Below are 25,547 nucleotides of genomic sequence, written 5' to 3'. Positions count from 1 at the left end.
TTCATCAGAAAGCTGTTCACAAAATGGACCCTGTAGGACTTGAACCTACGACCGGACGGTTATGAGCCGTCTGCTCTAACCAGCTGAGCTAAGGGTCCTTTATTGGTAGCGGCGGAGGGAGTCGAACCCACGACCTCACGGGTATGAACCGTACGCTCTAGCCAGCTGAGCTACACCGCCACGTTGTTATACAGTAATAATATACTGAATGAACGCGTCACTGTCAATCAAAAGTCACATTGAACCAAAAAGTCCCTCCGTCTCAAATGAGCCGGAAGGACCGTTGGATTAGACTGTTGCTTCGTTTCTATCTTCAAGCGTGATTTCTGTGATGTTCATGGCGTGATCACCGATGCGCTCCAAGTTCGAGAGCATATCGACGAAGAACATACCGGCTTGGCCGTCACACTCACCTGTATTCAAGCGGACGACGTGATTTTTACGGAACTGACGCTCCAGCATATCGAGTTTCGCTTCCATCTCGATGACTTGACGCGCTTCGACCATGTCTCCGCTCGCCAACGTTTGAAGTGACTTCTCGAGCGTGGCCCGTGTCAAATCGTACATTTCCGTCAACTCTTTCTGAGCACCGGTCGATAGTGTGACACGTGTCGCCGTCTTATAATCGATCAATTCGATAATATTCTCGACGTGGTCACCGATTCGCTCGATATCGTTGATGGCATGCATGAGTGTCTTATGTTCTTGTGATTCTTGCTCCGTCAAATCAACGGCAGCGAGTTTCACGAGGTAATCTGTGATTTTTGAGTTAAGCGAGTTGAGCGCCTCTTCAATGTGCGCTGACTTCTCGGCATGTTTCTTATCGCCAGTCGTCATATAGTTGCGCGCTTCATCAAGTCCAAGTTTTGCGAAGTCGCCCATGCGGATGACTTCAAACTTCGCTTGTTCGACGGCGATCGATGGTGACTGTTGGATGAAGATTGGATCCAAATGCTGTGCTTTCGTATCGACGATTGAATCTTCACCAGGAACCATTTTCGTCACGATCCAAGCAATCGTTCCGATGAACCAGAATTGGATGAACGTGTTGACGACGTTGAACGTCCCGTGGGCGAAGGCGATTTGCATCTTGTCTTCAATCGCTAAAACATCTGTGATCCAGTAAATATATGCTGTAAACGGTACGAGTGCAATCATGAATAAGATTGTCCCGACAATGTTAAAGATGACGTGGGCTGCTGCCGCACGACGGGCTGCTACCGAAGCACCGATTGAAGCGAGTACCGCTGTAATCGTTGTCCCGATGTTGTCTCCGAACAAGACTGGAAGTGCCGCGTCCAAGTCGATTGATCCACCGGCATACAATTCTTGCAAAATCCCGATCGTTGCTGATGACGATTGGACGATGACAGTGAATACCGTACCGACGACGACACCGAGGAACGGGTTATCACTCATTGATTGCGTCAAGTCGATGAAGTATTCGCTCGAACGGAGCGGCTTCATACCTTCTCCCATGAGCTCAAGACCGTAAAACAGCATCCCGAAACCGAAGAAGATTTGACCCAAATGTTGCAACTTTTCTTTTTTAAAGAAGAAAATCAACACCGCACCAACGGCGATAACAGGCAACGCGTAGGCGCCGACATCGAAACCGATGATGAACGCGGTCACTGTCGTACCGATGTTCGCCCCCATGATGACCCCGATTGCTTGACGGAGCGTCATGAACCCGGCGCTGACAAGACCGACCGTGATGACAGTCGTACCTGACGATGACTGAATTAAGACTGTTACAATGATACCAGCTAGTACTCCGAGGAACGGATTCGATGTATACTTATCAAGGATGTCACGCAGGCGGTTACCTGCTGACTTTTGGAGGCCGTCTCCCATCGATTTGATACCGAAGAGGAAGATCCCTAATCCTCCAAAAAACATGAATAACATTTCTTGCAAATTGTATTCCACGATTTTTGTACTCCTTTTGATTATGAATTAGTTGTGTTTGCTTGGTTTTTAATGCCCTACTCATTATGCCCGCATCACCCATTCGATGTAAACAGGTTTAATGTTAAGGTTTTATTAAACCACTGTATGATTTTTGTTTGTTTTTCTAGTTTTGTACTATAACAGATTGGAGTTCCATTTATGTTCAAGACAACGATTCAGTTTATCCTCCATAGCCTTTACCCGTCCAAGCAGGCGTTACGTCTCCGCTTGGCCCCGCTTCACGCCTATATGATGGCGAGTTTAGTGTTGACGTTGACCGTCACGGTACTCGATTACATCGTGTTACAACCAAATTTCTTTTGGCCGATGTGGTTGTTCTTACATGCGTTTGCGATTTTCTTCTTCTATATGGGACTCGTCGCCCTCAGTGCCCTCCTCGTCCAACTCGTCACGAAATGGCGCACGAAAAAGATGTGGCCGTATCGACAAGCATGGCCGTATGCGGTCGCGATGTCGCTCATTCCGACAGTCAGTCTCGTCGTCCTGTATCACGTTTCTCCGTCCGCGTCGTGGTTCGGGATTCTTCTATTATTCATTTATCTAGTCTTCCCATTATCGCGAATCCCGATTAAACGAACATCATAAAACAAGGCCGGATGAACGCTTCTATGCGCTCGTCCGGCCTTGTTTATTGGAGTGGTGCCAAATCATGCAAGACGTCGTGAAGACGTTCGCTTTGATTGCCGAGATGGGTTCCTGCCGTTTGTAAAGCTCGTTGTGTATCCGTCCATTCTTCGACACCGTCTTGTAAGTCATGCAGTTTTTGCTCGAGCATCATTCCGATTTCGGTCAATTGACCATTCGCTTCCGCCATTTCAAGCAACTGCTGTCCGGTTTGCGATGTCTGTTCCGTGATCGCTTGGAATTGGCTCATTTGTTTTGTGACCTCGTGATCAATTTTCTCGATCCCCGCTTCGACGTCACGTAACGCTGCCCCTAATGATTTAATGTCGGATTCGAAGCGTTCCATTTCCATGAACACTTCGCTTCGTTCTTGCCGAATGGCTTCAATCGTAGCCACAGCGGATAACGTCGATTCGTTCGTCACTTTCGCCAACTGTCCGACCTCGCTGGCGACAACGGCAAATCCTTTGCCATGTTCACCGGCACGTGCTGCTTCAATCGAGGCGTTGAGCGCTAACATTTTCGTCGCAGCCGCGACAGAAAGGATTTTCTTTAGCGCATCATCCGCTCGCTCTGATGTCGCCTCGCTGTCTAATAATCGTTGCTGGACCGCTGCCGCTTTGATGGCAAACGATTCACTCGCTCCTTTGACGCTCGAGAACGATTCCATTTCTAAAGCAATCGTTCGATTTAGTAACTCTGTCCGTTGATCGATTGCAGCGATATCTTTTTCGAATGAACGAACGTGGGCAGCGATATCGGTAAACCGATGGGTCGACTCGGTCGTGAACGACTGGTAAGACTGACTTGTCAGCGCGACCGTTGCCGCTACTTCCTTAAAGCCCACGATTTGCTGTTCATTCGCCTCCAGTTGTCTTCTGAACAGCGGCAAGCTTGATTCGAATGCTGTTGACGTCTCGGTCATCGTCACGAGCGAGCGCGTCCATAATCCAATTAACGTATTGTATGCCTGCTCTAGACTTCGCATTTCAATTGAGTTGGCGTCTAATGTAACTGCTGTGAATGAGCGCGTCGCCACCGACTCACGCAATCGTTCGGCAAACTGCGTCAACGGCTTGACCTCACGACGAATCATGACGGCAAACAAGCCAATCATGAACACGAGCATACTGATCAGGCCAACGAAGACGATTTCTCGTAGTGCCCACATCGAACCGAGTACCGACTGTTTCGTCACAACAATGACGTAATGAGCCTGAAGTTCAGGAATCGGCGTCGCAACGATAAACTCATCATGTTGATCACTGACACTCACGTCTTCCACTAAAATCTCATCTAGGCGATTGCTAAACCGGTCTTCAACTTTTTTCCCACTCAATTTTTCGATATTATCATTGGTCACCAAATACTGACTCGCTTCGAGTCCGTCTGCAGCTAGGATCGAAGCCTGTTGCATATACGTCGATTTTAAAGAACGGGTTAACATCTTTTCGTTCGCGACATACGCACCATACGTCGTCTTGATTGTCTCCCGCATCACAGTCGCTTCTCGATGCAACCGTTTTTCGATTTCGTCGGTCATCAACTGTTCGGCTTTCATGGCGAACCAACCGAATACAATTGAAAATGATATGAGCATGATTGGCATCAACGTCCAAGTCAACCGACTTGCCATCGTCCATTCGTTTCGACGCTTCATCCTCTTCAATCGTTTAAATCGCTTCAACATCCTTCATTCCACCTCTTCACACGTCATTTCATTGAATATATCGGTCTTCAGACGGTGGAAAATTATGAAGCATCTGTTAAGATAACGTTAGCGTTTCGTAAGAGCACATCTCGCAAGCGCTTGCCGGGTGCTTTTTCACAAACATTTCGTTATGATAATAAGGAAACCACTCATCTTAAATCGATTGGAACCTTTCCAAAAGAAGGAGATTACGTATATGTCAGAAATTTTGCATCGTTCATTAACCCGTCCGATTCGTGTCGGCAACCTCATCATTGGGGGATCGAATGAGGTCGTCATCCAGTCGATGACGACAACGAAAACACATGACGTCGAAGCGACCGTCGCCGAAATTTTGCGTCTTGAAGAAGCAGGCTGCCAAGTCGTCCGCGTCGCTTGTCCGGATGAGCGCGCTGCCGATGCCCTCGCTGAGATTAAGAGCCGCATCAATATCCCGCTCGTCGTCGATATTCACTTCGACTACAAATTGGCGCTCAAAGCCATCGAGAGCGGTGTCGATAAGATTCGAATCAACCCGGGTAACATCGGTCGTCGCGAGAAAGTCGAAGCGGTCGTCAACGCCGCTAAAGCAAAAGGCATCCCGATTCGCATCGGTGTCAACGCCGGCTCACTCGAAAAGCAATTCCTTGAAAAGTACGGTTATCCGACGGCTCAAGGAATGGTCGAGAGTGCCATGCACCACGTCAAAATCTTAGAAGACCTCGGTTTCTATAACACAATCATCTCGCTTAAGGCATCTGACGTAAACTTGGCCCTCGAAGCGTATACGCTCGCAGCCAAGACGTTCGATTACCCGCTCCACGTCGGAATCACGGAATCAGGCCCGCTCTTCTCGGGATCACTCAAGTCTGCTGCCGGCCTCGGGGCAATCCTTTCGCTCGGTATCGGTTCGACGGTCCGTGTCTCACTATCTGACGACCCGGTCGAAGAAATCAAAGTCGCCAAAGAAGTGCTCAAATCGTTCGGTCTCGCGGCCAACGCGGCGACGCTCATCTCATGCCCGACATGTGGACGCATCGAAATCGACTTGATTTCGATTGCGAAAGAAGTGGAAGAGTATATCCAAAACATTAACGTCAACATCAAGGTCGCTGTGCTCGGCTGTGCGGTCAACGGACCGGGTGAAGCACGTGAAGCCGATATCGGCATCGCCGGTGCCCGCAACGAAGGCCTGCTCTTCCGTCACGGGAAAATCATCCGTAAAGTGCCTGAAGCCACGATGGTCGAAGAGTTGAAGAAAGAAATCGACGCCATTGTCGCCGAGAAACTTGCCGCTCGCGAACTCGAGGAGCAAGAACTCGCCAACCAATCTAACTAATCCTTCGCCCGCTCGGTTGCAACCGAGCGGGCTTTTGGTACAATAAGGGTTATGAGCAAGGAGGGACGAAGATGCACATTGGAATAGACCTCGACGGAACCGTCACGGATCCGCAAAGTTGTTTTCACTATATGAACGACGCACTCGGGTACGCCATCGATTATCATCAAGCGACCGAATACGAGTTGCATACGTATACCGATATGACGCAAGAAGCGTTTTGGCGCTTCATGATTGAGCAAGGCCACGAGGAAGCGATTTATCGTCGCTCACTTCCCCACTCTGAAGTGAACGACGTCCTTTGGCACATGCGAAAAGCACACCGTCTCCATTACGTCACGGCCCGCAGCGAAGCCGTCCGCGCCGTCACAGAGGAGTGGATTCGGCAGCATGAACTCCCACTCGACTCGCTCATCATGACAGGGAGCCATGACAAGGTCGGCGTCGTCAAACAGCTCGAACTCGACCTATTCATGGAGGACCGTTATGAGAACGCGATCTCGATCCATGAACAGACGACCATTCCGGTCCTGTTGTTCGATGCGCCGTATAACCGCAAACCGTTACCGGACGGGGTGAAACGGATCACATCTTGGAACGAGGCGCTCCACATCGTCAATCGCTTCGAGACGACCAAGTCCATCACCATTTAAAAAAAGCCCCATATACGTTGGATAGGAATGGGCTAACCTAAATTTTTGAGACAATATAAAAACACCTTCGCAGTGGTACACTTTAAAAAAGTGCTAGCATCGGAGGTGTTTTTGCGTGGGCAAAAACGTATATTCAAGTGAAGTGAAATGGGCAGTGGTGAAAGACAAACTGAGCGGTGAGTTGACGAATAGAGAAATCATGGAGAAACACGGAATCAAAAGTGAGTCCCAGATCCACACATGGATGAGATGGTATCGGTCCAATGAAATCTATCGATTTGACCAGCCGATCGGGAAGCAGTACACCTACGGACTTGGTCCTGATTCCGCCAGCGAGGATGACAAGAAAGAGCGTCAACTATCCCACCTGAAGACGGAGAACGAAATCTTAAAAAAATTCATGGAGATCGAAAGAGAGTTGAGAAAGAAGTAATCCTAAAGACTGTAGAACTCCTGAAGAGGAAATATACGATCACGACGATCCTACGTGTCCTAGACGTGCCACGGGCAACCTATTACCGTTGGGTCAGAGAACCGGTGAAGCACCCTTCGGTGCTAGAGCAAGCAATCGTCGAAGTATGTAAGAATACGAAATATCGATATGGACATCGAAAGATAAAGGCCCTGTTAGAGCAAAACTATGAGTTAACAGCAAACCGGAACACCGTACAGAGAATCATGAAAAAGCACCATCTCCAGTGTCGGATCAAACCCAAACGAAAATGGAGGTCTCAGGGTGAGAGCATCATCATCGCACCTGACCTTCTCAAACGAGACTTCACGGCCAGTGAACCGAATAAGAAGTGGGTGACGGACATCACCTATATCCAATACGGGAGCACGACGAAATATCTTTCGACCATCATCGACCTATTCAACAATGAGATCGTTGCCTATAAGTTGTACGAGCATCAACAGACGCCCCTTGTCATCGATACGTTAAAGAAGGCGTTGGAAAGCCGGAACAACCCCGAAGGGGTCATCATCCATTCGGACCAAGGAAGTGTCTATACCTCATATGCCTTTCAAGATTTCGTTAAGAGGAGCCATCTGACGAGCAGCATGTCTCGAAGAGGCAACTGTTGGGATAATGCGGTGATCGAATCATTCCATTCGAACTTGAAGTCTGAGGGCTTCCAGTACGTCAAGTTCAACTCGTTAAGCGACCAGGAAGTGCATGAACGGGTGAACCATTACTTGACCTACTACAACGAAGAACGTATCCAAGAAAAATTAGGCTACCTCACACCGATAAAATACGGTGGGATGGCAGCCTAATCAAGGTGTTTTTATTAGTGTCTCATTTCGCTAGGTCAGTCTAGAATATCCACTGTATACGGGGCTTTTTTATATGCGTCCGATTGCTTCGATGACGTCCGTTGCGAGGACACTCGCCGGATGCATCTGCCGACTCGCGGCTTGTGCCGCCAAGGCGTGCCATAGGACGGCTTGTTCGTTCGGGGACGACTCGGTGTCGATTCGGTCCGTCCGCGCCCAGAGCGCGAGCAACATTCCGGTCAAGACGTCGCCGCTCCCTCCTTTCGAGAGCGCCGCGGCTTGAACCGTATTGACCGCCCCCGTCCCGTCTGGTTTGACAATGAGCGTATGCGTCCCTTTCAAGATGAGGTGAATCCCATGTTGCCGTGCGAAGTCTGACGCGATATGGAACCGGTCCGCTTCAATCTCGGCGACGGATCGTCCCGTCAAGCGAGCGAACTCTCCCGGGTGCGGCGTCAACGTGAGAGGACCTTCTGCTTCGAGATGTTCCGTCGTCAAGGCGCCCGCATCGACGATCAGCGGTTTCGATTGACGACGGACGGTTTGCCATAAATGGTCCGACCGTTCATCGTCGACGAGACCTGGCCCAATCGCCGTAGCTGCATACTCCTTGTCCGGCAATTCATCGATGTCGTAATACATCGCCTCAGGTAAACTCGATGCCATGATGTGCGCCTCCGATGGGATGGCCAGGTCCAGTAAGCCAATGCCAGTCCGTAGCGCCGCCCGGGCCGCCAAAAACGGGGCTCCAATCAAATGACGGCTGCCGCCAATCAAACATCCATGTCCATATCGATTCTTATGACCGTACGGGTCGCGCTCGAGCAAGCCCCGATCAAAGTCTGACTCGGTCAACACGCGCCATTCAGACGTGTGAGGCAGTCCGATCTCGACTACCTCGACCGTCCCATAGTATGGGGCCGTCTCTGTTAAAAAGGCACTCCGCTTATAGCCGTGTAGCGAAAACGTCGAATCTGCCTTAACCGCATGTCCGTCAAATTCTGACGCCTCATCACTTGGGACACCGGACGGCACATCGATCGCTATGACCGGCGCCGACTGTTCACGAATCCAAGTGATGACGTTCCTCGCCTTTCCGGTGACCGGACCATGAAATCCGACCCCGAACAAGGCGTCGACGACATAATCGGCGTCTCGAGGCTCCTCAACGATGGTGACGAAACGGCGCGCATATGCTGCATGCCGTTCCCCTTCCGACGACTTCGGTTCGCCAAATGGGGCATAGACAAAGACGTCACACCCTCGCTGTGCCGATTCTCGAGCCACGACCCAGCCGTCCCCACCGTTATTGCCGGTGCCGCAGATGACGAGCACCGACGAGCGTGGCCGGAAGGTCAGACGGGCCGCCACGGCCGATGCTGCCCGTTCCATTAACACGTCGGCCGGCATCCCTTGCCGGAGCGCCGTCGCATCGGCTTGTTTGATTTCGGCTGCGGTGTAAATCATCTCGACTCCCCCTCTCTTGATTCGACAAAAAAGGGATTGCATCCACAATCCCTTCTCGTCACTTACATTGTTTACAATACCCGTAAATTTCGAATTTATGATCGACGACCTCAAAATCAGGATCGAGCGTCTCGACATAGCGCATCGGGCAGAGCTCGAGCAGCTTCGTCTTACCGCAACCGCGGCAAATCAAATGGTGATGATGATGATTCGACCCGCACGTGACGCGGAACGCCTTCTCTCCATTCAATTCGGTCGCTTCGAGCAATCCTTCCTCGGCGAATGACTTCAAGTTGCGGTACACGGTGTCAAAACTCATCGTCGGATGTTTCGCGCGCATATAGTCGAGCACGTCCTTGGCACTGACGTAACGCTCTTCCGCCGCGAGAAAGGCAAACATCTCAATCCGTTTCGGTGTCACTTTGAGCGACGACGATTGCAGACGGGTCAATTGTTCAGTTTCCTTCATAACGAACCTCCTTCTTCCGAGCGAGTCCGAATCGTTCGGCCAACATGACGACGGCTAAAATCATAACGGCGAGCAGAACGATGACACCACCCGGGGCGACATCGAGCTCATAGGCGAGGATGAGTCCGCCAATCGTCGCGACTTCTCCGAACACGATTGACCAGAGAATCGTTTGCTTGAAGCTGCTCGTGAACCGGAGCGCAGCCGCGACCGGTAATGTGATCAGACTCGAGACGAGCAGTGTGCCGACGATGCGCATGCTGACGGCGATGACGAGCGCGACGACGAACATGAACAGCACGTGGAGCATCGTACTCGGCAGACCCGACACTTTCGCCTGTTCTTCATCGAACGACAAGAACAACAGCTGTTTATAGAACACGATAATGACGAGTAGCGTGAAACCCGCCACCGCCAAAATCATCCAGATGTCTGATAGACTGACCGCTGAGATTGACCCGAACAGGAGCGTCGACAAATCGATGGAAAACCCGCGCGACAACGAGATGAAGATCGCACTGAGTCCCATCCCGGCCGACATCATGATCGGAATCGACAACTCTTGGAAATGGACGTATTTTCCGCGGAGCCAATTGAGGCCGAGCGCGGCGAGCACGGAGACGAGCGTCCCCAAGTAAAGCGGGTTCAAGTCGCTGAACAGCAGAATATACTGTCCGAGGAACAGACTGAACGAGATTCCGGCAAGCGTCATATGGGACAATGCGTCGGCAATTAAGCTCATCCGTCTGACAACGACGAACGAGCCGATGAGCGGCGCGGTGAACCCGATGACGACGGCTGCGATGAACGCATAACGTAAAAAGCTGTACGTGAACAGATCCGTGATCATGACGTACCTTCATGGACGAGCACTTTGACCGGGTACGGCTTAATCGCCGTCAATTCGCCGAGTTCACTATATTCTTTTAATCCACAGTTGCATGCCATACGTCCGTGATCGAGATGGACGACTTTCGTGACGAGGTCGGTGACGACGTTCAAGTCATGGGTAACGAGAATGAACGTACATGACGTGTGCTCGCGCAACAGATGGAGCACCTCATAAAAATCACGCAAATGTTTTTGGTCGACCCCGACCGTCGGCTCATCCAAGATGAGCAAGTCCGGTTGGTTGACGATCGCTCGAGCAATAAAGACGCGCTGTTGCTGACCGCCGGACAGGCTGCCGATTTTCCGATGTCGAAACTGCCACATATTGACCGTCTCGAGTGCATTTTGAATGGCCGCCTTGTCTTCGATATTCAATCGTTTGAATAGACCGAGGCGTCCATAGCGGCCCATGGCGACGACTTCCTCGACCGTCACCGGAAATCCAGAGTTAAACGACGCGGCTTTTTGGGAAACGTAACTGATACGAGACTTGTCTTTGAACTGTCCTTGGGGACGGCCGAACAGTTCGACCGATCCGGTTTGCGGCGATAACAATCCGAGAATCGTCCGAATCAGCGTCGATTTGCCGGAACCGTTCTCCCCGACGACGGCGACAAAGTCGCCTTGTTTAATATCGATGGACACGTCCTGTAGCGCGGCGGTCCCATCGTAATGATAGGAAACATGATTTAATTTTACGACGGATGTCGTCATAAGCTACCCTTCTCTCGTGTTATAAATCGTAATCATTTCTACTTGCTTGGCGTCTGTATTATACAGAATATCAGTCCATGCTTCAAGTATAGAGGCAATGCGAGCCGATTGGCGGCGCACGAACTGAAATCCGTATGTAATTTTATGATCTTCGTTGTACACTAGAGATAACGCAGAGGGGGTTTTTCCGTGGAGAAAAAACTAGCAGTCATCGATATCGGGTCCAACTCGATTCGTAACGTCATTTTTGAAGTGAACGGCCACGGTCAGTATTTTGAACGGTTGAACGTGAAAGAAGTGGCACGGCTGTCGAGCCATATCACCGATGACAATGAACTGTCCGAGTCTGGCATCGAGGCGCTCATCGAGACGCTGAATCACTTTAATCGCTTGAACGAGCATCACGAAGTGAAAGAAGTGTTGCCCGTCGCGACGGCCGCCATCCGCAACGCCAGCAATTCCGAGGCCATTTTAGAAGAAGTCCGGCAAGCGACCGGCATGGAGATTCGGTTGTTGAGCGACTATGAGGAGGCGTTTTACGGCTACTCGGCCATCATCAACTCGACGTATATCGAGGACGGCTATTCAGTCGATATCGGTGGTGGTTCAATGGAAGTGACCTACTTCAAAGATCGTGAACTCGTCTTCTATCACAGCTTCCCGTTCGGAGCCGTCACATTGACCGAGGACTTCATGAAGGGTGACACGCTCACGAAAGACGAGCGTAAACAATTGACGACGTTCTTGAAAAAGTCGTTCAAAGAGATCGACTGGCTCGAGCCGCACGGTATACCGCTCGTCGGTGTCGGAGGCACGGCTCGAAACCTCGTTCGGGTCGAACAGTCGATGTCCTTGTTCCCACTCGAGGGAATTCATCAATACACGCTCGGGGCCGACCGCCTGCATGATGTCGTCGACGAACTCATACAAATGTCGCCGAAACAACTTGGGCGTCTCGACGGTTTGTCGAAGGACCGGATGGACATCATCGCCCCGGCCGTGACCGCCATCGATGAACTGGCGAAGTATTTGAAAGTTCCTGAGTTCATGATGAGCAACAACGGACTACGCGAGGGCTTGTTCTATGAGTACTACTTAAAGGAAAACAATCGGGTCCGTTTCGGTGACGTCAAAGAAGAAAGTTTCCGTCATTTCGAGAAGCAGTATGCCGTCGACCCGGTCCGTCATCAACACTTGATTCATCTCGCCCGCCAAATTTACACCGGCTTGATTGAGACGAAGACGATTAAGCCGAAACCGTTCGAACCCGGTCTTTTAGAAGGGGCGTGCCGGCTCGCTTATGTCGGGGAATATATCGACCATAATAACAAGAGCGACCACACGTTCCACTTGATTACGACGAACGATTTTAAAGGGATGAACAACGAGGACAGGCTCGCCCTCGCCTTGGTGACGTCCTATAAATCACGACGCCTGCTCGAACAACATATCGAAGGCTTCCCCGAATGGTTCGACTCGAAGATGTTGAAGAGCTTAGAGCTGCTCGGCTCCATCGTCAAGCTCGTCGACGCGCTCGATTTGACCGAACGTCAAGTCGTAGAGAACGTCGACGTATCCTCGACCGAGGAAGGACTTGTCTTCACGCTTCATACGCACACATCCCCGCGCTTTGAACTGCAACGCGGCATCCGCCATAAAAAACATTTGGAACGTGCGATTGACCAATCAATCGAGTTACGCGTAGAGGAGAGAGATTCATGACCATCTACTTACCCGAACATTTCAATAACCGTGAGCTCAGCTGGCTGAGCTTCAACGAACGCGTCTTGCAAGAAGCGATGGACGAACGCAATCCGCTCATGGAACGGCTGAAGTTTCTCGGCATCTTCAGCTCGAACCTCGATGAGTTTTATATGGTCCGTTTCGGCGGATTGAAAGACGAGGTGCTCGCCGGCTTCAACCGTCCGGAAGACAAGGCCGGTCTGACGCCGAAGCAGCAAATCAAAGCCATCTCCATCAAGGCGCAAGAGCTCGTCGAGGTCCAGTACGCGACATATAAGAAAATCCTCAAGCAGCTCGCCGCGGAGAACGTCCGTTTCTTGCGGCCGAAACATTTGAATAAGACGCAACTCGAGTTCGTCAAACTCTATTTCCGGACGCATGTCTTCCCTGTCTTGACGCCGATTGCCGTCGACGCCTACCGGCCGTTCCCGATGTTGTTGTCTAAATCACTGAATATCGCCGTCGAGATCGCCTCGACCGATGAAGGCAAGAAACGGCTCGCTCTCGTCCAAGTGCCGGCCGTCTTGCCACGCTATCTCGAGCTACCGACCGAGGATGAGGACCATACCGACTTGATGTTGCTCGAGGATGTCATCATCCAGTTCATCGACTCGTTGTTCAAAGGGTTCGAAGTCGAGTCGACGATGCCGTTCCGAATCACCCGAAACGCCGATATGCCGTTCCATGAGGAAGGCAGCCGCGACGTCTTGAAACAAATCGAGAAAGAGTTGAAGAAACGACGCTACGGGGTCGCGATTCGGCTCGAGGTGCAGCAACGGTCACTCAGTAAAGAGCTGTTGTTCATGCTCCAGGACGTGCTCGACCTTCATGACCGGGACATCTTCCTCGTCGATGGTCCAATCGATTTGACGTTCTTGTTCGGGGTCTATAATAAAATCGGGATCGAGTATGATGAGATGATTAACGAGACGCTCATTCCGTTCGTCCCGGAAGGACTTGAACCGGGGAAAGATTTGTTCCAAGCGGTACTGAAAAAAGATTACTTGCTCCACCATCCGTACCATTCGTTCGACCCGGTCGTCCGCTTCATCGCCCAGGCGGCCAAAGACCCGAACGTCCTCGCCATCAAGCAGACGTTATATCGGGTGTCCGGTGACTCGCCGATTATCAAGGCGCTGACCGATGCCGCCGAGAGCGGGAAGCAAGTGACGGTGCTCGTCGAATTGAAGGCCAGGTTCGATGAGGAGAAGAATATTCAATGGGCAAAACAGCTCGAGAAAGCCGGCGCCCACGTCATTTATGGCTATAAAGAGTTAAAGACGCACTCGAAAATTACGCTCGTCGTCCGTATTCTTGAAGGCGGCGTCTTGCAACGGTTCGTCCATCTCGGTACCGGCAACTATAACGACTCGACCGCCAAGCTGTACACGGACATCGGCTTGTTGACAACGAACGAAGAGCTCGCCGAAGACGCGACCAACTTCTTCAACTGGCTCTCGGGGTACGGAGAACGTCCGTCGTGGCATAAATTCGAGACGTCACCGGACGACATGCACGACTTCTTCCTTCAAAAGATTGAGGACGAAATTAAACTGCACGAGAAATACGGCAACGGCCGCATCGTCGCCAAGATGAACTCGATTACCGACAAGCCAATTATCACGAAACTATACGACGCCTCACAGGCCGGCGTCAAAATCGATTTAATCATCCGCGGCATCTGTTGTCTGCGTCCGGGCATTAAAGGCATCTCGGAAAACATCCGTGTCATCTCCATCATTGATCGCTATTTGGAACACTCGCGTATCTTCTACTTCTATCAAAACGGGAAAGAAGACTTATATTGTTCCTCTGCCGACTGGATGACCCGTAACATGCGCAAACGGATTGAGATTCTATTCCCAATCCTCGATGCGGGACATAAGTCGTATATTAAAGACATGCTCGCGCTACAACTCGTCGATAACGTGAAAGCCAGAATCCAGCGTGCTGACGGCAGTTATGTGTATTTGAAACAAGAAGCCGGACAAGAACAAATTCAATCACAAATCATCATCCATCAATACACGGGCGGCCGCTGGAACAACATTCCGAGCGTGTTTGAACGGGAACCTTCGAACTGGGCCGAACGGGAAGTCCTTCGCTTACGAGCTGAAAATGAGAAAATGACAGATGACTGATGTTAGACTTCTCAAACGAGAATGAACATTGTATAATGAATTCGGTTACCTGTTAATAAAGCGTTTTCATTTCGATTATGGAGGAATCATTCATGCAAGAAATCCTATTGTCATTGCTCGCTGGTCTTATTTGTGGCATGATTTTCACCGCTTTGAAGTTGCCGCTCCCTGCCCCACCCGTTTTACCTGGTGTCATCGGCATCTTCGGTGTGTTTCTTGGGATGAAAGTATATCAATTCGCACTCGCGAACTGGCCATTTTAATTCAAAAAACGAAGCCCGCGGGCTTCGTTTTTTTTACATATCGTAATGTCTTGCTTTGTGACACGTCGGGCAAAGCCATGTACCGCTTCCTGCTTCGAGATGATACTCCATCAGACGAACCCCAAATGCTCCAAAACGGCTCAAGTCATCCCCGCATGCCTCACAGACAGTCGTCGGGGCGAGTTGTAACCTTGCCTGCTCGTCCGCCAAATGGGCGCGGAACGTCTCCCGGGTCCACTTCGCAGAAGGGACGCGGTACCCCCGCTCCCACTTATCACGAATCTCGACGTCCGTGTCCCCTTCATACAGGCCCGTTCGCAGCAGCGGATGATGAAAGTCGAGGCCGATCACATCGACGAGACTATACGCCGTCACCTCGGGCGTTGCCTCCGTCCGCCAATAGCGGTCGAACGGGCGCTGCGTCTTCTCGACGAGCATGACTTCGACTTCGGCCACGATTCCATATCCGAGAATCTCAATCCACGCTGTCGCCTCGTCAATCTGCCCTTCCACATAAAACGGGCTCGCTTCTTGAAAATATGTCGGAAGCGCAGACCAGACGTCATATACGTTCGGGTTGATTCGGATGACGCTCATCTTATTGGTGCGCGAGCGTGAACTGTTCGCGCCACTCGGCGTCAAAGCGGTTCGCCCGGAACATCTCGATTTCCTGCTTGTATGGTGCCACTTTCGTCTTCTCACTGATTGGAATATATGGCGTCTCTAAAATCTTCGGCAAGTGGGTGAACGCCTCGTGATGGATGATGCGGTTCAACGTATCAAAGCCGATCTCCCCGTATCCGATATTCTCGTGCCGGTCTTTCTTCGCGCCACGGACGTTCTTCGAGTCGTTGACGTGGATGACACCGAGCCGATCCAATCCGACGATTCGGTCGAACTGTTCGATGACGCCGTCCAAATCACCGACGAGGTCGTAACCTGCGTCATGGACGTGACACGTATCGAAGCAGACCGAGAGACGATCGTTATGCGTCACTCCATTGATGATGGTCGCTAGCTCCTCGAACGTCTTGCCGAGCTCGCTGCCTTTCCCAGCCATCGTCTCGAGCGCGATTTTAACCGTCTCATCGCCAGTGAGCACTTCGTTCAAGCCCTCGATGATGCGAGCGAGTCCGACGTCTTCACCGGCACCGACGTGGGCCCCGGGATGGAGCACGACATGGCGCGCGACTTGGAGCGCCTCGGCCCGTTTAATCTCGGCTGCTAAGAACGACACGGCGAGTTCAAACGTCTCGGGTTTCGTCGTATTGCCCAAGTTGATGATATAAGGGGCATGGACAACGATTTCCTCGATGTCGTGTGCCGCCATATGAACGAGCGCCGCCTCGATATTCAAGTCTTCAATCGGTTTGCGACGTGTGTTTTGGGGCGCACCCGTATACACCATCATCGTGTTGGCACCGTAAGATACGGCCTCTTCACTTCCTGCGAGCAACATCTTCTTACCGGAAACTGAAACGTGGGAACCAATTTTTAACATAGTCATTTCTCCTTCATTCTCATCTGTCTTTAGTGTACACAAAAAGAAGAATCGACTCCACGAAGTCGATTCTTCTTTTGGTTAGCGACGGTTCTTCTTACGAACTTCGCGACGTTCCTGACGTTGGCTCTGCATATGTTCACGTGAGGCCGTCTCTTTCAACTTATACTTGAACTTCTTCTTGTAACCAGGCTTGACCTTTTTCTTCGCCTTCTTGATTTCGCCCGCCATCCGGCTGTGCGCCGTTTGCGAGACTTTCATCTTCCGGTCGGTCGTTCGGCGTTTGCGTGTCTTAATCTCTTGAAGTGACCCGTTCTTCACATCGACGTGCTTGAACGTGAAACCACGCTCTTCGAGTCGATTGATCGGACCGTTCTCGTGATCTTCATACAACGTGTACGCTTCACCCGTCTCACCGGCGCGGCCCGTCCGGCCGACGCGGTGCGTATAGAAGTCAAGGTCTTTTGGAATCCCGAAGTTGATGATGTGCGACACACCTTTAATATCGATGCCGCGCGCCGCCAAGTCGGTGGCGATGACGAACTGATATTTCGCGTCGTTAATGTCTTTGATGGCTTGCTTCCGGCGACGAGCTTGCATGTCCCCATGAAGCGTGCCGACGTTGAGTCCCGCCTCGCGGAACGACGTCTCCAACTCATCTGCATCTTGTTTCGTGTTTGTGAACACGAGACAGACGAACGGGTTAATCGTTTTTGCGATTTCGACCGTCAACGCCTTACGGTCACGGTGACGGACCGGGATGACGTGATGCTTGATTTTCGGAACGACACGGTGCTCTTCACTCGCTTCCGCGTAGCGTGGGTCGTGCAAGTATTTCTTCAAGAACGGCTGTAACTTCTCAGGGATTGTCGCTGAGAAGACCATCGTTTGAAGTTTCTCTGGCAACGACTGCGCGATGCGGTCGACTTCAGGCAAGAAGCCCATGTCAAGCATTTGGTCAGCTTCATCGACGACGAAGTGCGTGACTTTGTGCGGGAATAACGCTTGGACTTTCATCAAGTCGAGCAAACGACCTGGTGTCCCGATGATCAGTTGTGGTGGGTTTTTCATCTTGTCGATTTGTCGTTCCCGGTCAGTTCCTCCGACAATCAGACTTGTCTTAATATAGTCCGGCTGTTTGACGAGGAGTGTTTTCAACTCTTCGTGAATCTGCCAAGCGAGTTCGCGCGTCGGTGCGACGACGATGGCTTGGACCGATTCTTCTTTCGGATCGATTGCTTCTAAAATAGGTAAGAGGAACGCAAGCGTCTTCCCCGTCCCGGTTTGTGATTTCCCAATGATATCGCGGCCATTCATCGCAGCCGGAATAATCCGGGCCTGAATGTCCGTCGGTACTGTGATGCGCTTTTCTGTCAAGGCATCGACGATAAACGGTAACAATTTGAACTGTTGGAAGCTGTTCAATCGATACACCTCCTGTTTCTTTCCACTTTTCCTAGCATAGCGGAATCTAATCATTTGTCAATTAATCTTTTGCGAGCCCTTCATATAAATAGCTCGATGTGTAGTAGTGTGGTGCGATTTTTTTGCCGCTCAAATGTAGTTCGAGCGCTTTAAATCCGACCTCGATCATCTCGTTCGGAGATTGGACGACCGTCGCATTCACTTTGCCGTTGTGGATGAGCGGATAAATTTCTGTCACCCCGTCAACCGACACGAGCGTTTTGTCGCTGAGCCCATGACTTTCAAGGGCGCGGACGACACCGAACGTATTGTCATCGTTATGCGAGAAGACGGCATCGAACGGGATATCAGCCTCGAGCCAACGTGACATCTCAATCTCCGCTTGGAACGTATCATAGTTTCCGGTGATGGAAGCGACGACTTGAAGGTTGTCGTTCGCCTTATCATATTCCGTCAATCCGAGACTCCGGTCAATCGTCGAGCGGACTTTGGCCGTCCCGCGCACTTCGACGACTCGAATCGGACGGTCGAGCCCCGCGTGTTGGGCGGCGATATGGTTCGCCGCCATGCGGCCGATCTCGACGTTGTCGGACATGACGGACGTCAAGACGCTCTCATGGTCAATCATGCGGTCAATCGCGATAATTGGGATCCCTTCCCGCTTGGCACGCTCGAGCGACGGACGAATGAACGCCTCGTCGAGCGTCGTCACAAAAATCGCTTCGACCCCGCGGTCAATCAAGGCGTCCAACTTCTCTTTCTCTAACACCCGTGAGTCCTCGCTCGTCGTCGGGACAGGGATGAACCCTTTTTGATTCGCCGTCCTGACGAAAGCAGCCAACAATTTATTGGCGTGCTCATGCTTTTCACTGACGAAGACGAAACCGACTTCGTTGTTCTCACTCGAACGTTCCGGCAATTGAATCGAGGTGATCAGTAAAATCGTCAACGCCCAGACGACAGGTAGCCATAACCAGTAATGTTTGAATCCTTTCGTCATGGGTGCGACCGCCTTGGGATTTTAATCATCATGGCCGTACCTTCTCCTTCAACGCTCTCGATGTTCATGTCACCGTTCACGGCTTTCAAGTATTCGCGAATCATGTAGAGACCTAAGCCGTTGCCGTTCTCTTTCGTCGTGTAAAACGCCGATCCGACCGATTTGACTTGAGCCTCGGTCATGCCGATGCCGTTATCCTCAATCAAAAAGCGATAATCCCGCTCCGTGAACTGAATGGTGACCGTCACATTCCCGTCGGCCCCTTTCGAGTCGACGGCTTCGACCGCATTTTTGAACAAGTTGTAAATGATTTGAATGAGCATGTCGCTCGAGCAGTAAAACGGCGGCATGTCGTTCGGGAAGTTCAACTCCCAATTCGTGACCCGTTTATAACACTCGGCGTCGAGCAAGAATTCAAGGCGACTCGCAAACTCTGTCATATCGAGCCATTCTTCTTGCAGTTTCGCCTGATCTGGCTTGGCGAGCGTGAGCATCGTCGTAATCAAATGGTTGGCCCGGTCGAGCTCTGAGAGGGCGAGGTCAAGCATTTCTTGGCTGCTATGCCCCTCTTTCACCATCTGTAACGTGATTTGGACCGGTGTGAGCGGGTTGCGGATCTCATGAGCGATTCCGGCCGCAAGCTGTCCGAGCGAGGCGAGCTTCTCTTGCTGAAGCAACAGTTGTTGCTGGCTAAGCTGTTCCCGTCGTGCCGTCTCCATGCGGCGGGAATAGTCGTTATACGTATCAAGCAACGTCTCGACTTCTTTGGAGCCGGTCCGTTCTAGTTGAATCGGTTCGAGCGACTGCTGCTTCTTGATGTTTTGCACGAGCTCGAGGAGCGGGCTCGTCAACGTCTTCGACAAGAGCAAACCGACCATGATACTTAAAAAGAACGTGACGAGCGTAATCATTAAATATTGCCAGCGCGTCGCATAGACCGCCTCGTACACAGAATCAGTACTATGTTTGGCGAGGACGCTCCAGCCGGCGACGCGGGCGTCCGGTTCATACATGATGACGTCATCCTTAGTGCTGAAAATCGTCCGGACCGCATAGTCGTCCGTCGCCTCGATAATCGAGCGAGGCAGACGACGTTCCGCGTCCGTGACGAGATTGAACGACGTCGATAACACCTCGCCCCGCTCGTTCAACAAGTAAAGAATCATATCGTCGTTCGCCGATTCGAGCATGCGTCGATATAAATCGGAGTTGAGCACGCTGATGCTGCCGCCGAACATCCCGACCAACCGGTTATCCTCAAGGACCGGTACGTACAAAAATGTCCCGACGTCACCGGAGATGGAAATCGGTTCACTCATGAATAAGTCGTTGCCTCCACCGTTGAGCACTTCGTTAAACTTTGCATCGGCTTTCAGCGTCGTAGCCGGCACTTGACGTTGCGAGTACCATTTAAAGGCATCGTCCCGTAAATCGTAATAAAAAATCGAGGTAAAGCTCGTGCGCTGATTCAAATAGCCGGTTCGAATCCGTTCTTCGATATACGTCTCGTTTCCGACGTAGGCGCCGAGATAGACCAAGTCTTCATACAGTTTACCGAGTCGCGTCTCTAGGTTCTCGATACTTCCGTCAATCGCATAATCAAATTGTTCTTTCGCTAGCTCTTCCGCCCGGGACACCGTCACACGATCGGCAGAGAACGCTAGTGAAGAGATGACAAGTCCTAGTATAATGAAGATAATAAATGTAATCTGAAAGAAGTACGATTTTCGAACTTCAAGCAATGTTCTCAAGCGTTCCACGGTGTCCCTCCTTTCTAACCTTAAGATTATAGCATGAATACACGCAATTCTTTTCGTATTTTCGAAACAATGTTAGACTAATACGTATGAAAGCATCGCGAAAGGAGCGTTCCTTACAAAATGAAAGTTAAAAAAATCAGTCCACGCGGATACTGCTACGGCGTCGTCGATGCCATGAAGCTCGCCAACGAAGCGGTGGCCAACCCAGATTTACCGCGTCCTATCCATATACTCGGCATGATCGTCCATAACCGACATGTCACCCAAGCGTTCGAGGACCTCGGCGTCAAGACGGTCGACGGCGAGGATCGCATGAAAGCACTCGAGACCATCGACCGCGGAACGGTCGTCTTTACCGCTCACGGCATCTCGCCGCTCGTACGTAAACGTGCCATCGAGAAAGGATTGACGATTGTCGATGCCTCGTGCCCGGACGTCTTGGTCACGCACGATTTGATTCGTGAAAAGACGGCCCTCGACTATGAGGTCATCTATATCGGGAAGCACGGACACCCGGAACCAGAGGGTGCCATGGGCGTCGCCCCGGGCAAAGTTCATCTCGTACAATATGAACGGGATTTCGAGGCGTTGCCGGCCCATCTCTATGAGACGAAAATCCTCGTCACGAACCAGACGACGATGAGTCAATGGGACGTCTCGGCCTTGATCGAAATGATTCAAGAGCGTTATCCACACGTCGAAGTGCATAATGAGATCTGTAACGCGACACAAGTCCGTCAAGAAGCGGTGGCCGAACAAGCCGGCGATTGCGAACTGTTAATCGTCGTCGGCGACCCGAAATCGAATAACTCGAACCGCCTGGCCCAAGTCTCTAAAGAGATTGCCGGCACGAATGCCTATCGCATTGGTGATTTGAGCGAGCTCGACCTGGCTTGGCTCGATGGTGTCGAGACGGTCGCCGTCACGTCAGGCGCGTCGACACCGACGCCGATCACAAAGAAAGTGATCGACTTCTTGAGCCAATATGACCCGCTCGATTTGAGCACACATGACAAGACCCCTTATCTTGAACTCCGTAGCATCCTCCCGAAAGTGAAGGCGCTCCGTAAGTGACATCAAACCCCGTCCTCGTGAGAGGACGGGGTTTTCACATCATCAATAGAAACGAAACGGATTCGTATCGGCTTCGGACACGAAGAATTCGACATCGAGCTTCGCACGTTCTCCTTTTTGCCGCATGACGTCGACGACACCCTGCTTCATGACACTCTCGACATGATGACCCGGGTCGACGACCGAAAGACCGAGAGCCATCGCGTCGTGCGCCACATGGAAATACAAGTCACCCGTCACATACACGTCCGCGCCTTTGAAATGGGCGGCCGACACGTATTTGTTCCCATCACCACCGAGGACGGCCACTTTCTCGATTGTCCGGTTCGGATTGCCAACGATACGCACCGCCTCGACGCCAAAGCTCGCCTTGACGTGCTCTGCGAACGCAGCGAGTGTGAGCGGGGTCGACAGACGACCAATGCGCCCGAGACCGAACACACGCCCCTCGATGTCGTCCCGAATCAAATCATAGGCGACCTCTTCATATGGATGTGCGTCCGTCATCGCCTTGAGTACTCGTTTCTTTTGGCTCTCCGTGACAATCGTCTCGATTTTCACTTCCTCGACATGTTCCATCTTGCCGTGTTGGCCTAGATAGGGGTCCGACCCTTCGAGTGGTGTGAACTGACCCTCTCCCGAGACGGTGAACTGACAGTCCCCATAATCTCCGAGACGACCGGCTCCGGCCCGGCCGAGCGCATCCGACACGGCTTGTCGATGCGTCGTCGGGACGAACACGGACAGTTTATACACCGGTTCTTCATACGTCGGGATGAGCACCGTCGGATCGACCAACCCGAGTGCCTCACTCATCCAGTCGTTGACCCCGCCCTCGCAGACGTCCAAGTTCGTGTGGGCCACATAGACGGCGATGTCATGCCGAATGCATTTCATGACGATGCGCCCTGCCGCACTGCGGTCGTTCACTTGTTCGAGAGCACTGAAAATCGGTGGATGATGGGCGATAATCAAGTCGACGTCTCGTTCGATGGCCTCATCGACGACCGATTCGAGCACGTCGAGCGTCACCATGACCCGATGTACCGGTTTATTCAACGTACCGATTTGGAGACCGATTTTATCGCCCTCGACGGCAAGATGTTTCGGGGCAAATTCGTCAAACAATTGGATGACATGGTTTCCGTTCGCCATTAGTTGCTCACCTCTCTCATTTTGTCACGTAACGTCTTGAACTCCTCCTGTTTCTGGATGAGCGCCTCGGTCTGTGCCCCCTCGGCCATTTGACCGAGCACATAATCGAGCTTGTCCGCTTCGCGTCCCCATTTCAGCTTGAACGCCTCAGGCCGTGTCTCGAGCAAGTAAGGTCCGAACATGAGCTGCCAAGCCCGTTCCGTTTCATCCGAACTATAGCGGGTCTCCGTACCACGTTCTCCGACGAGAATCTCATATACTTTATCGTTCTCTTCGACGATGGACTCGGCGATCAACACGAAACCTGCGTCGAGCAACCATTCGCGGACGTGTTGTCCATCCACGTTCGGTTGCAAGACGAGTCGTTCGACCGCGCCTAACTTGTCACGGCCACTCTCTAAAATCGATCGAATCAAACTTCCTCCCATCCCGCATATTGAAATACAGGTCGCCTCATCTGCTTCGAGGACGGCGAGTCCGTCCCCGAGACGGACGTCAATCTGTTCAGTCGCGCCAATCAACGCGACTTGCGCTTTTGCCGCCTCCATCGGTCCGCGGTTCACTTCGCCGGCGATGGCTCGATTGACGATGCCTTGTTGGACGAGGTAGCACGGCACGTAAGCGTGGTCAGATCCAATGTCCGCCACTACGCTACCTTTCGGGATGAAATCGACGACTTGCTTCAGCCGCCGGTCTAACGTCACTTGTTCTTGCATAGGGACAACTCCTTTTTCTACTTCTTCACTATTAGGGTAACGAATATTGATAGCCAGGACAATAAAAAACGTACCCCGTTAGGAGTACGTTTCCCTCTTATTGTTCGAGCAACCAAGTCGCGAGCACGTCCGCCTCTTCGGCAGTCGCGAGGCCAGCTGGCATCGCACCTTTACCGTTGACGATGATGTTCGTGATTTCTTCAGCCGATAAACGTTCGCCGACACCAGTCAAGGCAGGACCGACGCCTCCTTCGAGATTTCCACCGTGGCAACCTGTGCAGCCTTTAGCCGCATACAAGTCTTCTGGGTTCATCTCAGTGACAGACGGACCTTCAGCAGCTTGTTGTGCTTGGTTTACGCCAAAATACGATAATGAGACCATGGCAATGATTGCGACGATCGCAATCGCTGCAAACGGTAACAATGGATTACGCATTGCATTTCCCCCTCATGTTCATTCCAAATTTCTACCCATCACTATTTTACTCAAAAAATAATAAAGAAGGAAGGAAAATCACTCATTTTCCTTCCTTTCTTCTAAAACTTCACATTTTATTCAAAAACACAATTAATCGAGGAAGTCTTTCAAGCGTTTCGAACGGCTCGGGTGACGAAGTTTCCGAAGTGCCTTCGCCTCGATTTGACGAATCCGCTCACGGGTGACGCCGAACACTTTACCGACTTCTTCAAGCGTACGCGTGCGGCCGTCATCGAGTCCGAAGCGGAGACGGAGTACGTTCTCTTCACGGTCCGTGAGCGTGTCGAGCACGTCTTCGAGTTGTTCTTTGAGCAATTCATACGCGGCGGCATCTTGTGGAGCCATCGCATCTTGGTCTTCAATGAAATCACCGAGGTGTGAATCGTCTTCTTCACCAATCGGCGTCTCAAGTGACACCGGTTCTTGAGCGATTTTCAAGATTTCACGCACCTTCTCAGGTGTGAGCTCCATCTCTTTGGCAATCTCTTCAGGCGACGGTTCGCGTCCGAGGTCTTGCAACAATTGACGTTGAACACGAATCAATTTGTTAATGGTCTCGACCATGTGAACCGGAATCCGGATTGTCCGGGCTTGGTCCGCGATGGCACGTGTGATTGCTTGACGAATCCACCACGTCGCATATGTCGAGAACTTGAACCCTTTCATATAGTCGAACTTCTCGACGGCTTTAATGAGGCCCATGTTTCCTTCTTGAATCAAGTCGAGGAAGAGCATGCCGCGCCCGACATAACGTTTCGCAATCGAGACGACGAGACGGAGGTTGGCTTCGGCAAGGCGTTTCTTCGCCTCTTCATCGCCTTGTTCAATCCGCTTCGCGAGTTCAGTCTCATCTTTCGCGCTAAGAAGATCGACGCGTCCGATTTCTTTCAAGTACATGCGGACCGGGTCATTGATTTTAATGCCCGGTGGGACAGATAGGTCGTTCAAATCGACCTCTTCGTCTTCTTTTTTCGATGGCGTCTCTTCGGCATCGGCCGCATCTTCTGTGACGCGGATATCTTTACCTTCTAAATCTTCGATGAAGTTATCGATAAAGTCTGAGTCCACCTCGAAATGGCTGAGGCGATCTTGAATCTCCTGCATCGATACGACGCCTTTTTTCTTCCCTAATTTCTCAAGTTCCTCTATGGCGTTAAATAAATCCTCTTTTTTCTTCTCTGCCATCTAGCAG

Annotated in this window: 23 protein-coding genes and 2 tRNA genes; 8 read left to right on the top strand and 17 right to left on the bottom strand. The window is 51.4% G+C overall.

From position 1 onward, the window contains the following. Positions 1-24: 24 nt before the first annotated feature. The 3 genes from ACZ2GZ_RS06010 to ACZ2GZ_RS06000 form a co-directional block, all read right to left on the bottom strand. A tRNA-Ile gene (locus ACZ2GZ_RS06010) sits at positions 25-98 on the bottom strand. Positions 99-103: 5 nt separating this feature from the next. Then, a tRNA-Met gene (locus tag ACZ2GZ_RS06005) sits at positions 104-180 on the bottom strand. A 108-nt stretch (positions 181-288) separates the two neighbouring features. Next, positions 289-1,932: a Na/Pi cotransporter family protein gene (locus ACZ2GZ_RS06000; RefSeq protein WP_214802705.1), complete on the bottom strand. Its 1,644-nt coding sequence runs from the start codon at positions 1,930-1,932 to the stop codon at positions 289-291. Between the two features lie 180 nt (positions 1,933-2,112). Here ACZ2GZ_RS06000 and ACZ2GZ_RS05995 point away from each other — a divergent pair, with 180 nt between their 5' ends. Next, positions 2,113-2,559 carry a hypothetical protein gene (locus ACZ2GZ_RS05995; RefSeq protein WP_251136272.1) on the top strand — a complete coding sequence of 149 codons (447 nt, stop codon included), beginning with the start codon at positions 2,113-2,115 and terminating at the stop codon, positions 2,557-2,559. A 43-nt stretch (positions 2,560-2,602) separates the two neighbouring features. On the opposite strand, the gene ACZ2GZ_RS05990 is transcribed toward ACZ2GZ_RS05995, so the two are convergent. Further along, complete coding sequence (locus ACZ2GZ_RS05990; RefSeq protein WP_214802708.1) at positions 2,603-4,288, bottom strand: methyl-accepting chemotaxis protein; 1,686 nt, start codon at positions 4,286-4,288, stop codon at positions 2,603-2,605. Positions 4,289-4,505: 217 nt separating this feature from the next. Between ACZ2GZ_RS05990 and ispG the strand changes: the two genes are divergently transcribed. The 3 genes from ispG (at position 4,506) to ACZ2GZ_RS05975 (ending at position 7,558) form a co-directional block, all read left to right on the top strand. Further along, on the top strand, positions 4,506-5,627 hold the full coding sequence (gene ispG, locus ACZ2GZ_RS05985; RefSeq protein WP_021065716.1) for a flavodoxin-dependent (E)-4-hydroxy-3-methylbut-2-enyl-diphosphate synthase: 1,122 nt from the start codon (positions 4,506-4,508) through the stop codon (positions 5,625-5,627). 71 nt (positions 5,628-5,698) lie between these two features. Further along, complete coding sequence (locus tag ACZ2GZ_RS05980; RefSeq protein ID WP_236355694.1) at positions 5,699-6,280, top strand: hypothetical protein; 582 nt, start codon at positions 5,699-5,701, stop codon at positions 6,278-6,280. A gap of 115 nt (positions 6,281-6,395) precedes the next feature. After that, a protein-coding gene (locus tag ACZ2GZ_RS05975; protein ID WP_470295176.1) for an IS3 family transposase occupies positions 6,396-7,558 on the top strand; the annotation gives its coding sequence in 2 pieces (ribosomal slippage) (positions 6,396-6,672 and positions 6,672-7,558; 1,164 coding nt in all). A 69-nt stretch (positions 7,559-7,627) separates the two neighbouring features. On the opposite strand, the gene ACZ2GZ_RS05970 is transcribed toward ACZ2GZ_RS05975, so the two are convergent. From ACZ2GZ_RS05970 to ACZ2GZ_RS05955, 4 genes are read right to left on the bottom strand one after another with little or no spacing between them, the layout of a single operon-like run. After that, positions 7,628-9,025, bottom strand: coding sequence for an NAD(P)H-hydrate dehydratase (locus ACZ2GZ_RS05970; RefSeq protein ID WP_214802711.1), 1,398 nt, complete (start codon positions 9,023-9,025; stop codon positions 7,628-7,630). Positions 9,026-9,083: 58 nt separating this feature from the next. Beyond that, positions 9,084-9,494, bottom strand: a complete 411-nt coding sequence (locus ACZ2GZ_RS05965; RefSeq protein ID WP_021065713.1) for a Fur family transcriptional regulator — start codon at positions 9,492-9,494, stop codon at positions 9,084-9,086. Continuing rightward, complete coding sequence (locus tag ACZ2GZ_RS05960; protein ID WP_214802713.1) at positions 9,481-10,344, bottom strand: metal ABC transporter permease; 864 nt, start codon at positions 10,342-10,344, stop codon at positions 9,481-9,483. The genes ACZ2GZ_RS05965 and ACZ2GZ_RS05960 overlap by 14 nt, the downstream gene beginning before the upstream one ends. Next, positions 10,341-11,099: a metal ABC transporter ATP-binding protein gene (locus ACZ2GZ_RS05955; RefSeq protein WP_021065711.1), complete on the bottom strand. Its 759-nt coding sequence runs from the start codon at positions 11,097-11,099 to the stop codon at positions 10,341-10,343. The genes ACZ2GZ_RS05960 and ACZ2GZ_RS05955 overlap by 4 nt, the downstream gene beginning before the upstream one ends. Before the next feature lie 189 nt (positions 11,100-11,288). Between ACZ2GZ_RS05955 and ACZ2GZ_RS05950 the strand changes: the two genes are divergently transcribed. From ACZ2GZ_RS05950 to ACZ2GZ_RS05940, 3 genes are all read left to right on the top strand, one after another. After that, positions 11,289-12,821 (top strand): Ppx/GppA family phosphatase, encoded by a 1,533-nt coding sequence (locus ACZ2GZ_RS05950; RefSeq protein WP_021065710.1) that lies wholly within the window; start codon positions 11,289-11,291, stop codon positions 12,819-12,821. Next, positions 12,818-14,983 carry an RNA degradosome polyphosphate kinase gene (locus tag ACZ2GZ_RS05945; RefSeq protein WP_058763938.1) on the top strand — a complete coding sequence of 722 codons (2,166 nt, stop codon included), beginning with the start codon at positions 12,818-12,820 and terminating at the stop codon, positions 14,981-14,983. The genes ACZ2GZ_RS05950 and ACZ2GZ_RS05945 overlap by 4 nt, the downstream gene beginning before the upstream one ends. Positions 14,984-15,075: 92 nt before the next feature. Further along, positions 15,076-15,246, top strand: coding sequence for a DUF1427 family protein (locus ACZ2GZ_RS05940; RefSeq protein ID WP_021065708.1), 171 nt, complete (start codon positions 15,076-15,078; stop codon positions 15,244-15,246). A gap of 33 nt (positions 15,247-15,279) precedes the next feature. Here ACZ2GZ_RS05940 and ACZ2GZ_RS05935 read toward each other — a convergent pair whose 3' ends face one another. The 5 genes from ACZ2GZ_RS05935 to ACZ2GZ_RS05915 all read right to left on the bottom strand — a co-directional run bounded on the left by ACZ2GZ_RS05935 (position 15,280) and on the right by ACZ2GZ_RS05915 (position 20,932). Further along, a complete protein-coding gene (locus tag ACZ2GZ_RS05935) occupies positions 15,280-15,888 on the bottom strand; it encodes a hypothetical protein (RefSeq protein WP_251128647.1) in 609 nt (202 codons plus the stop codon). Then, positions 15,845-16,747 (bottom strand): deoxyribonuclease IV, encoded by a 903-nt coding sequence (locus tag ACZ2GZ_RS05930; RefSeq protein WP_214802717.1) that lies wholly within the window; start codon positions 16,745-16,747, stop codon positions 15,845-15,847. Before ACZ2GZ_RS05930 ends, ACZ2GZ_RS05935 begins: the two co-directional genes overlap by 44 nt. A gap of 81 nt (positions 16,748-16,828) precedes the next feature. After that, positions 16,829-18,181 (bottom strand): DEAD/DEAH box helicase, encoded by a 1,353-nt coding sequence (locus tag ACZ2GZ_RS05925; RefSeq protein ID WP_031199865.1) that lies wholly within the window; start codon positions 18,179-18,181, stop codon positions 16,829-16,831. Between the two features lie 52 nt (positions 18,182-18,233). Next, positions 18,234-19,172 carry a sugar ABC transporter substrate-binding protein gene (locus ACZ2GZ_RS05920; RefSeq protein ID WP_214802720.1) on the bottom strand — a complete coding sequence of 313 codons (939 nt, stop codon included), beginning with the start codon at positions 19,170-19,172 and terminating at the stop codon, positions 18,234-18,236. Then, complete coding sequence (locus ACZ2GZ_RS05915) at positions 19,169-20,932, bottom strand: ATP-binding protein (protein ID WP_131471275.1); 1,764 nt, start codon at positions 20,930-20,932, stop codon at positions 19,169-19,171. The genes ACZ2GZ_RS05920 and ACZ2GZ_RS05915 overlap by 4 nt, the downstream gene beginning before the upstream one ends. Positions 20,933-21,052: 120 nt before the next feature. Here ACZ2GZ_RS05915 and ACZ2GZ_RS05910 point away from each other — a divergent pair, with 120 nt between their 5' ends. Next, complete coding sequence (locus ACZ2GZ_RS05910) at positions 21,053-22,006, top strand: 4-hydroxy-3-methylbut-2-enyl diphosphate reductase (protein ID WP_029595228.1); 954 nt, start codon at positions 21,053-21,055, stop codon at positions 22,004-22,006. A gap of 42 nt (positions 22,007-22,048) precedes the next feature. Here the strand turns inward: ACZ2GZ_RS05910 and ACZ2GZ_RS05905 are convergent, their stop codons facing one another. The 4 genes from ACZ2GZ_RS05905 to rpoD all read right to left on the bottom strand — a co-directional run bounded on the left by ACZ2GZ_RS05905 (position 22,049) and on the right by rpoD (position 25,540). After that, entirely contained in the window at positions 22,049-23,161 is a 1,113-nt protein-coding gene (locus ACZ2GZ_RS05905) for a Nif3-like dinuclear metal center hexameric protein (protein ID WP_214756525.1), read from the bottom strand. Further along, positions 23,161-23,877 (bottom strand): tRNA (adenine(22)-N(1))-methyltransferase, encoded by a 717-nt coding sequence (locus ACZ2GZ_RS05900; RefSeq protein ID WP_021065700.1) that lies wholly within the window; start codon positions 23,875-23,877, stop codon positions 23,161-23,163. The genes ACZ2GZ_RS05905 and ACZ2GZ_RS05900 overlap by 1 nt, the downstream gene beginning before the upstream one ends. Before the next feature lie 97 nt (positions 23,878-23,974). Continuing rightward, on the bottom strand, positions 23,975-24,313 hold the full coding sequence (cccA, locus tag ACZ2GZ_RS05895; protein WP_021065699.1) for a cytochrome c550: 339 nt from the start codon (positions 24,311-24,313) through the stop codon (positions 23,975-23,977). Positions 24,314-24,445: 132 nt separating this feature from the next. Then, positions 24,446-25,540 (bottom strand): RNA polymerase sigma factor RpoD, encoded by a 1,095-nt coding sequence (gene rpoD, locus ACZ2GZ_RS05890; RefSeq protein WP_021065698.1) that lies wholly within the window; start codon positions 25,538-25,540, stop codon positions 24,446-24,448. Positions 25,541-25,547 lie beyond the last annotated feature (7 nt).

The sequence above is a fragment of the Exiguobacterium sp. KKT215 genome (genome assembly GCF_055635335.1).
The sequence above is the reverse complement of the archived record's forward strand: the minus strand, read 5'-3'. Positions and strand labels throughout refer to the sequence as shown.

Excerpts from the sequence above, each read along its gene's own strand:
- ACZ2GZ_RS05900 (WP_021065700.1), bottom strand. The coding sequence starts at position 23,877 with ATGCAAGAACAAGTGACGTTAGACCGGCGGCTGAAGCAAGTCGTCGAT.
- ACZ2GZ_RS05930 (WP_214802717.1), bottom strand. The coding sequence starts at position 16,747 with ATGTTAAAAATTGGTTCCCACGTTTCAGTTTCCGGTAAGAAGATGTTG.
- cccA (WP_021065699.1), bottom strand. The coding sequence starts at position 24,313 with ATGCGTAATCCATTGTTACCGTTTGCAGCGATTGCGATCGTCGCAATC.
- ACZ2GZ_RS05945 (WP_058763938.1), top strand. The coding sequence starts at position 12,818 with ATGACCATCTACTTACCCGAACATTTCAATAACCGTGAGCTCAGCTGG.
- ACZ2GZ_RS05965 (WP_021065713.1), bottom strand. The coding sequence starts at position 9,494 with ATGAAGGAAACTGAACAATTGACCCGTCTGCAATCGTCGTCGCTCAAA.
- ACZ2GZ_RS05970 (WP_214802711.1), bottom strand. The coding sequence starts at position 9,025 with ATGATTTACACCGCAGCCGAAATCAAACAAGCCGATGCGACGGCGCTC.
- rpoD (WP_021065698.1), bottom strand. The coding sequence starts at position 25,540 with ATGGCAGAGAAGAAAAAAGAGGATTTATTTAACGCCATAGAGGAACTT.
- ispG (WP_021065716.1), top strand. The coding sequence starts at position 4,506 with ATGTCAGAAATTTTGCATCGTTCATTAACCCGTCCGATTCGTGTCGGC.
- ACZ2GZ_RS05920 (WP_214802720.1), bottom strand. The coding sequence starts at position 19,172 with ATGACGAAAGGATTCAAACATTACTGGTTATGGCTACCTGTCGTCTGG.
- ACZ2GZ_RS05990 (WP_214802708.1), bottom strand. The coding sequence starts at position 4,288 with ATGTTGAAGCGATTTAAACGATTGAAGAGGATGAAGCGTCGAAACGAA.
- ACZ2GZ_RS05905 (WP_214756525.1), bottom strand. The coding sequence starts at position 23,161 with ATGGCGAACGGAAACCATGTCATCCAATTGTTTGACGAATTTGCCCCG.
- ACZ2GZ_RS05995 (WP_251136272.1), top strand. The coding sequence starts at position 2,113 with ATGTTCAAGACAACGATTCAGTTTATCCTCCATAGCCTTTACCCGTCC.
- ACZ2GZ_RS05960 (WP_214802713.1), bottom strand. The coding sequence starts at position 10,344 with ATGATCACGGATCTGTTCACGTACAGCTTTTTACGTTATGCGTTCATC.
- ACZ2GZ_RS05955 (WP_021065711.1), bottom strand. The coding sequence starts at position 11,099 with ATGACGACATCCGTCGTAAAATTAAATCATGTTTCCTATCATTACGAT.
- ACZ2GZ_RS05940 (WP_021065708.1), top strand. The coding sequence starts at position 15,076 with ATGCAAGAAATCCTATTGTCATTGCTCGCTGGTCTTATTTGTGGCATG.
- ACZ2GZ_RS05980 (WP_236355694.1), top strand. The coding sequence starts at position 5,699 with ATGCACATTGGAATAGACCTCGACGGAACCGTCACGGATCCGCAAAGT.
- ACZ2GZ_RS05910 (WP_029595228.1), top strand. The coding sequence starts at position 21,053 with ATGAAAGTTAAAAAAATCAGTCCACGCGGATACTGCTACGGCGTCGTC.